General features: G+C 52.4%; 9 protein-coding genes and 1 pseudogene. 5 read left to right on the top strand and 5 right to left on the bottom strand.

Translation table 11 applies throughout. The annotated features are described in order from the left end of the window. Positions 1-137: 137 nt before the first annotated feature. Entirely contained in the window at positions 138-977 is an 840-nt protein-coding gene (locus tag DJ69_RS11250) for an IS5 family transposase (RefSeq protein WP_180271800.1), read from the top strand. Positions 978-1162: 185 nt separating this feature from the next. On the opposite strand, the gene DJ69_RS18425 is transcribed toward DJ69_RS11250, so the two are convergent. The 3 genes from DJ69_RS18425 to DJ69_RS11245 form a co-directional block, all read right to left on the bottom strand. Continuing rightward, positions 1163-1303 carry a hypothetical protein gene (locus DJ69_RS18425; protein ID WP_180271799.1) on the bottom strand — a complete coding sequence of 47 codons (141 nt, stop codon included), beginning with the start codon at positions 1301-1303 and terminating at the stop codon, positions 1163-1165. 931 nt (positions 1304-2234) lie between these two features. Beyond that, entirely contained in the window at positions 2235-2861 is a 627-nt protein-coding gene (locus DJ69_RS17910) for a hypothetical protein (protein WP_144050431.1), read from the bottom strand. Between the two features lie 847 nt (positions 2862-3708). Further along, a complete protein-coding gene (locus DJ69_RS11245; protein WP_144050430.1) occupies positions 3709-7167 on the bottom strand; it encodes an Eco57I restriction-modification methylase domain-containing protein in 3459 nt (1152 codons plus the stop codon). A gap of 396 nt (positions 7168-7563) precedes the next feature. On the opposite strand from DJ69_RS11245, the gene DJ69_RS17905 reads away from it, so the two are divergent. Together DJ69_RS17905 and DJ69_RS17900 are read left to right on the top strand one after the other, a co-directional pair. Then, positions 7564-7965, top strand: coding sequence for a hypothetical protein (locus DJ69_RS17905; RefSeq protein WP_144050429.1), 402 nt, complete (start codon positions 7564-7566; stop codon positions 7963-7965). Continuing rightward, positions 7962-9368, top strand: a complete 1407-nt coding sequence (locus DJ69_RS17900; protein ID WP_144050428.1) for a hypothetical protein — start codon at positions 7962-7964, stop codon at positions 9366-9368. The genes DJ69_RS17905 and DJ69_RS17900 overlap by 4 nt, the downstream gene beginning before the upstream one ends. A gap of 365 nt (positions 9369-9733) precedes the next feature. On the opposite strand, the pseudogene DJ69_RS11240 reads toward DJ69_RS17900, so the two are convergent. Further along, positions 9734-10428: pseudogene (locus tag DJ69_RS11240) on the bottom strand (hypothetical protein). Beyond that, positions 10425-11099: a helix-turn-helix domain-containing protein gene (locus tag DJ69_RS11235; protein ID WP_099255691.1), complete on the bottom strand. Its 675-nt coding sequence runs from the start codon at positions 11097-11099 to the stop codon at positions 10425-10427. The pseudogene DJ69_RS11240 and the gene DJ69_RS11235 overlap by 4 nt, the downstream one beginning before the upstream one ends. A gap of 497 nt (positions 11100-11596) precedes the next feature. Here DJ69_RS11235 and DJ69_RS11230 point away from each other — a divergent pair, with 497 nt between their 5' ends. Further along, complete coding sequence (locus DJ69_RS11230) at positions 11597-12469, top strand: ParA family protein (protein WP_099255690.1); 873 nt, start codon at positions 11597-11599, stop codon at positions 12467-12469. Further along, complete coding sequence (locus tag DJ69_RS11225) at positions 12462-12947, top strand: hypothetical protein (protein WP_099255689.1); 486 nt, start codon at positions 12462-12464, stop codon at positions 12945-12947. Before DJ69_RS11230 ends, DJ69_RS11225 begins: the two co-directional genes overlap by 8 nt. Positions 12948-13228 lie beyond the last annotated feature (281 nt).

Here is a 13228-nt window from a genome sequence, read left to right as displayed (position 1 = left end):
TTTGTGAAGTACTGAGTATGGGCCTTGTTTAGACGGTTGATTCCGATCAGTCTGAGAGCTGTGTCACTCGGATTGCCGTACTCGTCTCTCCGCAGAAGTACCACATTTTCTAGGAACTGAAGCGGGACGGATTGGGTGTGCAAACCAAGACCGCCCGCTTCGCAGAGACGGTTGTAACGCTTGCTCAAAAAGCCGTCGCTGGTGAGCCAGCTTCCGCATACCGACCCGGAAAAGAGAGGTATGCCGACTGGGTAATTCTCGCCGTTCAGGGGTTCAAAGAGTATCTTGAACACGATTACCGGAAATTAATGGATGTTCTCCGAGAGATGCCGAGAGTAGCAGACTCACTTGGTTTGACGGTCGAGACGCTGCCACACTTTTCGACCGTCTGTGCGCGCAAGCAAGCGATCCCGATGAAGCGGTGGCGAGCGATCCTCAACGCGTCGGTCGAACTGTATCAACTCGGAGATGTCCAAGCAATCGACGCAACCGGCGTGGATCGCGTTCAAGCTAGTCAGCACTACGCGAAACGAACAGATTACACGTTTGAGGCGGTCAAAACCACGCTACTCATCGATTGTGAAACGAGCGCGATCATCGATATACACTGCTCGATGAAACAACCGCACGATACCCAAGTTGGTTTGCAGGTGTTAGTGCGGAACCTCGACGATCTAACGGCTGTGGCGGCGGATAAAGGATACGATTGGGAAGCACTCCGGACGAGGTTGCGGGCTGAAAGTATCACACCACTGATTCCGCAACGCGGCCCCGGATTCCGAGGATGGGCGAGAAAATTACTCATTCACAATCGGGAGTATAACCAGCGTTCGAACGCTGAATCCGTGTTTTTCGGATTTCGACAGCGATACGGTGAGACGCTGTGGGCGAGAACATGGTTCGGTCAATTCCGCGAACTTGTCATGAAATCAGCGGTGCGAAACATCGAACGCGCAATCGAGGTGGTAGACCGCTGAACGTTGGCGTCTAAACAACGCCCAGAGTATGTGGCCAGCACCGCGACCCCATTATATTCTGTATTTGAATCCTGAATCAACTAATAGAACGCGCCCGACTATCGACTGTCATGGATTCAATACAGGGTAACGCAGATCCTGTATTTCGATTTAATAATTATCCGTCAACGCCTTATGCAACTTCTCTATAGCCACTGCCATCCAAGGCCGTGTATCACAATAACAACCAGCACCCCAAAAGCCGCTGTACCCGCCATGTAGAGAATCATAATGATCCCCATTTGTTTCATACTCATTTCTCCTTCAAGCGCATCTAAAACTTCCATGAGACTATTTAATAATCTAGCTTGATAAATCCTGATGGATACCTGACTTATTGAGTGTTCTATATTTCAGAGAAATGATTTAATAAAGCATGCGGCTACCTTAGAATGGGCCCAGTGTGTTTGTCCGGCAATCTGTACTGACCGATCACTCTCTCACGAAGATCGGCCTCGGTTCGTACTATGCCCGCGCTCTGTATTCAGCACCGTCTGAATGGCCCCCAGACATCTGGCAGAAACAACATGACCGATACAGAGAGTGGGCTCAGCACACGTTTATCGAGGTGCGATTCAATTCGCGGCCTCCTGTGATTTGAATAGCCCTCGAAGGAGGAGGACTCCGCCGATGATGGACAGTAGCCCACCAAGTACAAGTACCAACGACTGTATGGATACTGTGGCTATTGTGCCTGAAAGGGATGTATTCAAGGCTATCAGAAGACCACCACAGGCAAGGATTCCAAGAACTCGATTGTCCATCTGACAACTACACGACTCCCAGACAAGATAAATTTTAGCGGTCTCATTTCTTGTATCTATCTGCCGTACTCACGTCTGTTCCTGACCGATTCGCGCTCTGTATTCAGCATAGCCTCTCCAAACTATCAGCATCTGAGGATTTCAACAGAGCTGCCACGGTTGATGTTGGCTGTGACGAGTGTTCTAGAGGTATTGATAAAGAGCAAGACAGCTGATCACCCGCCGAAATCGGTGGCTATAGTAGCTGCTCAACACCGTCGTAATTCCTTATGTAACTCTTGCTTCCCGGTGTTATCTATATGTTACATAAGGATTTGATATCGGACCTCGTGTGAACGAAACCGAAAAACGCCCGTTGCGGGTTTGTCGTGCTACCGAGTGGGAGGAATTAGCGCAATAATCACGAGCAACATCTCACCAGAGTTCAAAATAGAACAATCAAGACTAATGAGTGCTAACTACTGAGCCACCCTACCAAATCTTTGTGATTCTCAGCCCATGTTTTTGCTTTACGGTATATTACAACCGACGCATGAGCAGAGAAGGAGAGCAGGCTTACAGCTAACAGTATCGCGACGAGATTCTGAGTATCATAGGGAATTGATTCGCCAAAGTTGCTAGATGCGATGAATGATATGATAACTGCAAATAGGAAAGAGTAGATTCCAACCTGCGATGTCGCATCAGAGAACGGGCCAAACTGTGTGTTCTGCCTCTGATCCTGCCGGTGTTGGATTATTTTGTCTGCGAGAGCCGGTGGTACCTGATCAGCGCTGATATCATCCCAGTTTGGTTCGCTTGATTTTATGATTGTATCTACTTTCCCACTAACCTCTCCAGCATCATTGGGTGTCCAAAAGACTAGCCCCCGAGAATTTGTATAGGCGATTGTACCCTCTTCGTTGGCGAGTTTCTTTAGCCTGTTCCGAAGCTGATCCGATTTCAGTTCATCAACCACATTTGCGACTTCACTCGTCGTCACGAACGGTGCGTCGCTCGCTTCGAGGACAGCAGCAACCCGAGCGCGCAGCTCTTCGTCAGAGATCTTTTCAGCCGGTTCAGAGGAGTCTTTCTGGTCCATCCCACTCACGTCCTTGAATTGGGTCTGGGTGGAATTCGGCTGAATACAAAATTCATCAGTCCGGTCTGCGCCGAATTTGGTTCGGACCGGTAATAGAAGTTAATATGCCGGGGGTTGTTGTGAAAACCACGCACGAAACGGTAGAATTGCACTGACGGCCACGCAGCTGGTCAGTCAGTTCTGGTATACCGGGGCAGATCAGTCGTCACCTTTGGCGAGGATATCGAGACTGACCCGCCCCGTGGGAGAGAACGGACTCTATGGACGAGTCCGTATGTGGGCATTAGACCGACCGGTTCTAAGATTACCGGTTGTCACAGCCCACCGTACGGCCGCCACTTCGAGTCCGAGACACAACACAGACACAAGACCGAAACAACGCAAACCATGATAGAAACACTGGTCTTCGTGGCGGCCGCGCTTGGAGCTCTGTACGTGACGGCAGGAGCAGCCGATCTTATTCTTGGTCAGCCACGAACGAGTACAGGCGAGTTCGCATCGAATCGGACAACTACTATTGAGGTGGCAGTGAAGATTGGGTGTCTTCTCGCACTCCTCTTCGTTGTCTTGGGGGCGCTTTAGCGGGCCCCCGCCTCATCCTATGTTTGGAAGCTACTGTGCGGGAGACTGGGTCTTCTGGACAGCATACGTGTGCGATGTCCTCGGTTGGCTTAACGAGGTACTGTTAGCCGTGTAAACGTAAACTGGTCAGAAAACACAGGAATGGCCGGGACACCGTCTCGGCTAAGACCTTTTTACAGATCGGATGAAACAGCAAAATATTGCGAACTAGGTTTGGCAAATAGCGTAGTCCAGATGATCGCGAATTTAAGAAGCAGCTGCGTAGCTAATCTGTTTCAGCAACAATCGGGCTATAGGTGAGATCTTCATCGCCACTCCCTGCTCGAGCACTTCCCTCACCGAGGTCAGTGAGATAGTTCTGTGTGTACGCAACCTGTTTATCCGTCAGATTGTATAACTCACCCGTGAGAACATCGACGTCGTCGACGATCGGCCGGAGTGCCGTCATCCGGAAACTCGATCCACTGAATCCGTTCTTCATCCGCGACCAGAGCGTGTCTGCGAGTTCGACAATCTCGTCTTCGTACTCCTCAACCACGGACTCATCGGGCCAGGGGAACGCTGAGAGCTGCGTCCAATTGTGGTGATGCTGATTCCCGTACGTCATCCAATAGACGTAGTACAGCGAGGAGTTCAGCACTAAGAACGCTGTCTTTTGTTCTAATTCCGAGTCAAAGTAGACTGGGTCTACATCGGTTGCATCGTATAGCTTTCCCAGCATGGGGTTCATCCAGTAGCCGACCCCTCGGGTCCGCCATACTGAATAGGCATCACAGTCAGGCTGATCTCGGGTATACTTGTCATCGAAGATTGTATTGGACTGCTCCTTCAGCGTTGTTAGCAGCTGATGTTTCGTTTCTCCTCCGATCTTGGGGAGGAGTGGCCCGTCAGAACCCTTGCCACCGATACGGTCTCTAAGGATCAGCCCATCCACTGGACTGTATTCGAGAGTTTCGAAGCGGTGCTGTCTGTTATCTCGGTTGAACACGGTGAAGTCGCTCGTGTGGATGCCCCCCGTCGTATCTGTGTTCTTCTGTCCCGAAAGGAGCGCAACACGGACTAGTGCGTTCTCGAAGACACCGACCCGTCCCCACATCCCGAAACAGGCCACACGTGCGGGGTCAAGCGTGGAACGGAGCAGATCGTGGAACTCCTCAAGCGATGACTGATAGATTAACCGGAGGGTCGTGACGTTGCCGAAGTAGCCCTGGTCGGCCGTCAGTTGTAGCTGGCGTTCGACGAACGGCGCCGAGACATCGTTCACTGAGCTAGTGAGGTACGGCGCGGTGAACATCTCCTCATTTTGATTGAGGATGTCGCCATAGGGCGGGTTGCCGATGACGATATCAAACTCAATCTCGGGATGCATTCCGTTGGCTTCCTCGAGTGGCAGGACCTCGGGGAACTCGATGTCCCAGTGCAACGGCTTTCCCGTGATATGCTCGAGATCGTACCGTGTCGGCTGCCGCTCGACGACGTCGAAGACGAACCCGGAGTCGAGGAGTCGGCGGAGATCGTCGGCGATGTTTTGGTGTTCTGCGAGCTCGCCACGTGCGCCACCGGCTTCTTGGATGCGCTCCCCGACGTCGAGTGTCGCACTCTTGTTCGTGTCCCGCCACTCTTGCCACTCGAACCCGGCATCAGCAAGCAGTTCTTTGTCTTCTTCAGAGAGTGCGATCGTGTCGCCGTCCTCATCCCACCGCTGAGCCTTCACGGACTGTACGGTCGGGTGGAACTCGCCGTCCGGGATCGACGCAACGAGGGCATCGAACTCCTCAGCGCCAGTTACCTCCGACTCAAACGTGTGAGTTAGGTTTCGGAGGAACTTCTCATCACGGTCGCTGCGAATCCGCTGTTCAAGTTCCATCACCTCTTGGCGCGTGCCCTTGTTCTCGAACTTGTAGGCACGCCGCTTTTTTGCGAGCGTTGGGAGCCGCTCGTCAATAGCTCCGAACTGTGTCTGTACATCCCCTCTGACCGGGAAGCCAACGAGGGAGTTTCCGGCGACGATATTCACATCGATGTTGGGGAGCCGTCCGAACTTTTCGTTCCAACTGTTGCCCTCGATGATCTTCAGCCAGATGCGAAGCTTTGCGATCTCGACGGCGACGTCGTCTACGTCGACGCCGTAGATGGCGTGGAGTGCGAGCTCCTGCTTCGCGTCGTATCGCTCCTGGGGCGAAGGCTCTTCGCCGCCGTTGAGCCCACGGAGGAGCGAGAGCTGTACCTGGTGGAGCTCTTCCATCGCTGTCGTCAGGAAGTGCCCAGAGCCGCAGGCTGGGTCTAGGATGGTTAGGTCTGTGAGCCGGTCCAGCACGTCCTCTAGCGCACTCGGATTCGCACCGTACATCGCTGCGCCGTCTTCGACGTGCCGCAGGACCTCACTGAGGTCTGTCTGCTCAATCTGGGTGCGGACGTACTCCTCGGCATCGTCGTCAGAGTGCTCAACAAACGCCTTGACGAAGAGGTCCTTCACCTTCGGATCAACCGTCTGCTCGGAGAGGTGGCGTGTCACGTCGTTGGGTGTGTAGTACGCGCCGATCTCTTTCTGGCGTCCTTCTTCACCGCCGATGTGGTTGATCGTCTTCTCGAACACGCTCCCGAGGATCGCCGGATCGAAGTTCTGTCCGCTCATCTCCAACCGGTGCCCCTCGATGAGGTCCTCGATGACGGTGGGAAGTGTCCGGTCCACGAGGTTGTACTGCGACTCGTTCGGGACGTTCTCACGGAAGAGCCCGCCGTTCAGGTACGGTACATCTGCGTACCGGCCGGTTCGGAGTTTTGGACGGCGCTCGCCTTCGTCTGTATTGAACAGATCGTAGAACAGCGGCTTGATATACGCCTCGTAGAGCGTTCCGGGGATGGACTCGGCATTGTCCTCGTAGTCTCGAACCAATGTCCGCAGGAAGCCGTTTGGGAGGACGTCACGCGTTTCGAGGAACTTGATGAACAGCAGGCGATTCATCAATGTGACGGCAAACAGGTCCTGGTCCTCCTCGGTTGCTGTCGCTGGGGCCTGGATGTCATCACGGACGCATGTGTCGTACTCGTGTTCGTCGCTTTCGCCGAACAACAGTTCGATGTATAGCTCGTAGAACTCCTCGACGTCCGCGGTCCGGGTGTCGCGGAATTCCTTTGGAGCGGTCTGGGTTAGGAGCGTGTGTAGACCCTCTGGGTTGAACACCGAGACGAACATCTCCAGCGTCTCCTCAATATCGACCTCATCTACACTGCCAGACCCCAAGTACCCGAGGTCACGGGCGACAGCGTTGATGACAGGTCGGAGGTTCACACGCTCTACCTCACTGAATTCAAGGAAGTCACCTCCGTGCTCGGCACGGTAGACCACCCACTCGAATCCATCAGTAGCAATCCCGTAGTCGGGCCAGGCCTTGTTTGAGAGATAGTCGCCAACGAGCTCCTGTTCAGCTCGGTCGATCTTATTTGGAGACTTGTTCTCTCCAATAACAACGAACTCACCACCGCGCTCAACCAGACGGAAGTCAGGGGCTTCCCGTTGGGTCGTGCCAGCAGCCGAACGTTGGCTGGCGGGACGGCCAGGTTCACGGTTCAGTCCGACGGCCTCAAGCAACGGCCAAATGAGATTCCCTTCAGTCCACTCTTCGGGCTGATTGCTTAGCGCGTCGATCGTGAGCGTTTCCTCGCCTGCGAGAATCTGTTCAACTAGGTGGGCGTCGGAAACGGTAGTGCCGAGGGTGTCCACAAAGTTCTCAAGCACTTCTCGCAACCGGCCTGGCTGGGTAGAATCGGGGGACATAGGAGTACTAAATCAATCGGATGAATTTGTGGACACACTCCTCCCAAGTTTACTTTCCGGTCGATGAGAGTGGCTACGAAAAGACACAGGTACAAATCGGATCAGGGCGGCGTCGGACCGGCGTATATGTACTCTGAAGACCTTGTAGCCTATTCGCGTTCTTTGTGCTGGTCCCGACTATCTCCCAGCGGTGGCTTACTCATCCTAGTGACCACATATCTTGGACGGTCGAACTACATGTCGAGATAGGGGCCGCAAGCTCGAAATATGGCACTGTAGCCGATTATCATGAACGTCAAATCTCAGTATTAGGTTTAAATGCTTAGCAAATAGTGACTTGGTATGGCTGAAGTTCAAGTAATCTTTCTTGCTATCTGTTTCCCAGTTCTTGCGATAGGACTCCACGAACTGACACACCTAATAGTCGCCCGGATTGCCTGCCCGCTTTCGATTGAACAGACCTCATGGGTCCCGTTCCGACTTCGCCTTGACTTTGAGAGACTGCCGGCAAAAGCCACACTCCGGATGATTGCACTTGCCCCTCTATTTGTCGGCAGCGTGGCTGCTGCCATCGCTATTCAAACCGGTATGTGGCAACAGATTAAAATCGCCGACCCGTACTATCTCCATCATCTTATGATAGCGTACTGGTTCCTCTATATCATTCCTAGCCCTGCAGATATTCGACTAGCCATTTGGCCGTCGGTAGAAGATACACAAAGTGTTCAGGTGAATCCACAATGAGTAGACAGTTAATTGATAAATTGAGAATAGACGACAATCGTGCTGTCGCGCCAGTCATCGGGGTCGTTATTCTGTTTGGGTTTCTGATCCTTGCGCTCTCACTGTACCAAGTAGAAATCGTTCCACAGCAGAATGCGGAGACAGAGTTCCAACACTCCGGAGAAGTCCGTAACGATCTTGTTGAGCTCAGAGCGGGCATTCTACAAGCTGGTAGTATTGACCAGCCACAGTATCAGACGGTTCAGCTGGGTACTGCTTATTCGACCCGCACGTTCACAATAAATCCACCTTCACCAGCTGGAACTATACGAACGACGGATCCATATCCGATCACGATCTCGAACAATAGTGGCACACCTGAAGGGACGATAACGATTCCAACGCGATTTATTGAGTATCAGCCAGGGTACAACGAGCTTGATCGCTCTCCGACGTGGTATGACGCATCCGTGCTCTACCTTGATGCCCGTGACGATGGGGGTGGAATCGCGGTGATTGAAGATCAAGCCCTCGTCGATAACGGAGAGGTACAGATTACAGCTCTCCAGAACGAGTTTCGTCGAAGTGGAACCGGCCAAGTTACGCTTGAACTTCGACCAGCTGAGAATGTCACTGGTAAAATTCCTGAAGGTGACCTCACTGTCACTGTACCGACTCGGTTGAGCGAGGACGACTGGGAAGCTAAGACGAATCTCCCGACCGATAGCGATGTCTACGACGGCGTTACGGACACAGGTGCTGACATCAACAACATGAATGTCTACAACCTGACGCTCAATACGACTGTCAATAATCTGACTGTAGATACAGTTGGCATACAGGAAGCACCTGAAGATCCAAATCAGAATTCTGATGCAAGTATTAGTGGCGATGGTACTGATGGTGGCGATGGTACTGATGGTGGCTCAACTCAGGCATTTGTATCTGAGTACAATGATAATTCAGCCGGAGGTTCACCTCAAAATGATTCTATCCCCCCGGCCTCTCCCATGGGGTCGTTAACTGATTTTTCAGTCATGCAAGAAAAAAATGATGGGCAATCTGCCCGATTAGATGAATCTGCACAAGATCGTGGGAAAAGGTATAGATTAGAAAATGGTTTTGTGTTTCGAGATATTACAGCCGGCAGCCATACTCTCTCAATTAATTATCAGGCTCCCGGCGAAACATTCGATGTAGTGGTAGTTGATTCGAATGGGGCAGAGATCGATAGTAGTACGACTTACACACTAGACAGTTCAATTAAAACTACAACAAATTTCCAACTTTCGCCGTCTGAAAGCCAATACCTTGATACTAATGGTGAGATATACTTAGTAATAAAAGATAATAGTCGGAGTGGATCCAGCGACCAAACACTAGATAGCTTATTCGTGGACTGGATGGAAATAACTGTACAGTAGTTTCCACTCGGAAGTAGTGGATTATTAGTGAGAATTTGTCAGTTCCGAGAACGTATAATTTATCCGGGATCTGCTCCGGTTTGAACGGGATGTTCAGAAATACTAGATTTCAAAAAATCGAAACAGCTCATTGCCAATAGTTAACAATACAGAAACACCCATCCTATCAACCTCTATACGGGCCAATTGCTCTCAAAATACGTCGAGAAGGTAGTGCTTCTCGCAAAGCCGTGTAAACCCGTACTGGTATAAATAAAGTAGACCTACACGAGAACACGACAAAGTTTGAGCCGTGCGAGTCATAACACACATCCGGGTATCGAAGAACCATATCTTTATTTCCGATCAGGGGAGCCCTGACCTCCTCAGCCCATGTGGTCAATCTCCGCAGACAGATACCCCTGAAGAGCGCTGACTGTTTCTTCTGCGACAGCTGAGGCCCCGAAGTCGCTCCGAAATCCGTGCTTGAGTTCGTCGCTCTCTAAGATTTCCAGTCCCCGCTCGAGTTGCTCCCGGAGCGTATTGTCGTCCCCTCGCCGTAGGTGGGCGTGACAGCGTCGAGGTCGATTTCTTCTGCGACTGCCAGGACGTCCCGAAGATCTGTTTCACGGCCGTTGTGGAGCTTTGCCGCGACGAGAACTGCCCCATCGATGACTCTGGCCGTCGTCGTCACTGTGCCCCCGCTTACCTCCTGTTGGTGGCTGTGGTCGTACAGGTAGCCGAACGACCACTGTGCCTCCGTCTGGCGACACCCGAGACCGTTTACCAAGGGATCGAAGCCGATCGGCTGTTGCGGCGTGAGCCGCTTCTCGTACTCGATCACTTCGGTGTCGTAGAACCACTCCTTTGCGTGGCTGTCCGTTTCCTCGAAGCCCTGCCGTTCGAGGAATTCACCGAAGTCAGCTTTGGAGTCCGGCGCGACGACGATATCGAGGTCCGTTGAGAAGCGAGTATTGAACGCTGAGACAGCGTAACCGCCGACAAGGACGTACTCATGGCCCTCTTGGGTGAGCTCCTCGAGCAGTTCGATGAGCGCGTCACTTCGGTTGTTGAAACTCATGGCTGCGCCCGTTCGGTCTCTCGATATGTGACGCCGATGTCGAGGTCCTCGTACATCCGGTCGAGCATTGCCAGCGCCGACTGGAACTGGGCGTAGTTCTCGCGCATATACTCGATTGTCTCTGCTCTCGGGATTACCGGGTACCCTTCGACGTGCTCGATGTCGAGTGAAGCGCGTGGCTCGAGGACGATCTGCAGCGGTCCGTCCAACTCGTCTTGGGGCTGTCGTTCGAATGCGGTAGGGGGGTCGAATGACTCGAAAAACGTCTCCCAGGCGTCGACGTCCTGCTCACGAACAGCGAGGAACAATGGATAATCGTCGGGCTCGCGACCGACTTGGTAGCCGCCTTGGGTCCACACGTAGACGGCGTCGATCCGCGTGAACGCGAACGGCCAGTCACCGAACTGTGGGATGACGTAGGTCTCCTCGATGGAGGGTGGACTGACGGCGGCGCTGGCAGCGACGAGCTCACGGGCTGCGTCGCGGACGCGCTCGTCGACGACAGTGAGGCCGCTGTCATAGGAAACGTAGCCTGCGTCTTCCAGTCGGTTGACGGCCTGCCTCACTGTCTCGTAGGGTGTGTGGAGGTGTTGGGCGACACGGCGAATGGAGTCACTACTCTCGATGGCGAGAATGGTCTGAGCCGCCGTGTCGTCGAGCACCTCGTACATTTGGTGGTTACCAATAATCCGGTAATAGTTAAAATTCTTACTAGCAGTCTGGGTATAGTGGCCCTCACCAGGTACCACCACTCAGGAGCCTCCATTAGATGTCTAGACTATGTAGATATCATAAGCAATTTGCACAATCTAAATAATGTAGATAATGTAGATCGTGCTCAGGAAATTTGCGCTTGATGTGGATGGTGGTAATCGGCATGAATACGTCGGGACTACAGAAAATACACATTATGCAAATTATGTAGAGCTGGCGGAGATTGTGATGGATGAGGATTGTATTGTCAATCTACGAAATGTACATAATGTAGATTGTGTAGGTAGCGTACGAAATCTGTCTGACGTAGAATTAAGTTGGACGAGTTTCATTGACCGCGTATGACCGGAGCAAAACTCACATCATCCACGAAACTCGCACAACCTTCAATATCTAAACAATGTACATTATTTACAAAATGTACAAAATTCACTTCTTGCGGAGGTGATGACCTATGAGTGCTGACAAGTTCGAGGGACTTCCTGGAGCAACTGTCTCGTTGCTCAAGGGAGGTGTGGGAAAATCCACCATCGCGCTCAATATCGCTGATCGACTCGCTGCTCGCGGCCATGAGACAGTCCTACTGGATCTGGATAAGGACGGGCATATGACGACCCAGCTTGGGTACGACGATGCGTACGACCGAGATGCTGACCTCGGTGACGCCCTCATCGATGGTGAGGACCCCGAAGACCTGCTTATTGAGACGGATTTCGGTGTTCATCTTCTCCCATCGAGCAACGAACTCGAGAACGTCGAGACAAGGCTGAAGGATGAACGGTTCGCAGACGTGAAGCTTCGGCGGAACGTCGTCGATCCGCTCATCCAAAACGGATACGACTACGTGATAATTGATGCTGCTGGCGGCCGTGGGAAGCTCTCCGATAACGCCCTTATCGCCGTCCAGCGCGTCATAGTCCCCCTGATTCCGCGTGCTGGCTCGATTAATGGGCTCAATAAGATGATTGAGCGCCAGATCTCCCCAATCCGGCAGAATATTGGATTGGATATCCTCGCAGTTACCCCGAATATGATTCGTGAAACAATGGGGCAACACAACGAGCATCGGACTCTCGTTGAAAATCTCAACCGGGAGTTTGGTTCGTTCGTCCCTGAGTACGCTCGTGTGGAGCCGGAGATCTTCGATGCTCTTGATGATTCTGAACAGACCCTCGAGAGTATTCCAAAGCCCGGAATCCGCGAACGGACTGCGATTTCCCGTGCTTTCAAGCAAGGAATGCCCGTCTCGGAGTTCGACGGAGATTGCGACCAAATCCCGAATTTCGACCACTTAGCGGACCTCGTGGAGGAACACAGCCATGCCTAATGAGGACGAGCGTTTTGGGGACGTCGCTGAACAGCTCAAACAAACGGAGGAAGGGGTAGAATCGGACGATGACGAACGTATTGACACTGAGGATGAACCGCAACCGGATGAGGAGATAGCGACTGAGGACACAGAGTCAGAAACTGAGTCCGCTCCTGAGCGGGATGAAGAGGATGTGGACGAATCTACCGGTGGGCCGGCCTTCTCCTTTGACGAGACTGATATGCACGGGTTCTATGTCCGAGAGGCGACGTGGGATGGTGTCACCCGAATGCGATCATCGGTGACTGCTGCATGCTCTATGTTTGATGTCCCCGAGTTTGAGGGAAGAGAGTTTCAAGATGCGTGTCTCCAGGTGATTGCGGACCACGGTGACGAGGTCGCCCTCCAAATCCTTCGAGAGCGTGGTATCGAAGCGGATGAGGAACGTGTGCAGGAAGTTGTGGAGATGCTGAGCGAGCAGGCTGCGAACGACTAAACGGGAATTCGATCAATTATCCCCACTATTTGAGTTTCGTGCATTTTGTACATTATGTAGATAGTGGGGTTGTCCATCTGCTTGGAGTCTTGCGATTATGCTCGAAAACGGTTCCGAACGCCTGTTGTCCAGGAGTTGAGACTTGCCTTTTCAATGCACAGAGGCAATCTCGTTTTGAGTCAATTACATCACATCACGTCTTCCTCCCATCATCACTGTCTCACTCAAGGAGGGGAACAGCATCGGTCCACAGTCGTTGGAAGTGCTGTGTTGAATAGATG

This window comes from Halorubrum persicum (assembly GCF_002727125.1).
GTDB lineage: Archaea > Halobacteriota > Halobacteria > Halobacteriales > Haloferacaceae > Halorubrum > Halorubrum persicum.
The sequence above is the reverse complement of the archived record's forward strand: the minus strand, read 5'-3'. Positions and strand labels throughout refer to the sequence as shown.

Bases quoted from the DNA above. Each gene is read 5' to 3' on its own strand.
- DJ69_RS17900 (WP_144050428.1), top strand. From the start codon at position 7,962: ATGAGTAGACAGTTAATTGATAAATTGAGAATAGACGACAATCGTGCT.
- DJ69_RS11235 (WP_099255691.1), bottom strand. From the start codon at position 11,099: ATGTACGAGGTGCTCGACGACACGGCGGCTCAGACCATTCTCGCCATC.
- DJ69_RS17910 (WP_144050431.1), bottom strand. From the start codon at position 2,861: ATGGACCAGAAAGACTCCTCTGAACCGGCTGAAAAGATCTCTGACGAA.
- DJ69_RS17905 (WP_144050429.1), top strand. From the start codon at position 7,564: ATGGCTGAAGTTCAAGTAATCTTTCTTGCTATCTGTTTCCCAGTTCTT.
- DJ69_RS18425 (WP_180271799.1), bottom strand. From the start codon at position 1,303: ATGGAAGTTTTAGATGCGCTTGAAGGAGAAATGAGTATGAAACAAATG.
- DJ69_RS11230 (WP_099255690.1), top strand. From the start codon at position 11,597: ATGAGTGCTGACAAGTTCGAGGGACTTCCTGGAGCAACTGTCTCGTTG.
- DJ69_RS11225 (WP_099255689.1), top strand. From the start codon at position 12,462: ATGCCTAATGAGGACGAGCGTTTTGGGGACGTCGCTGAACAGCTCAAA.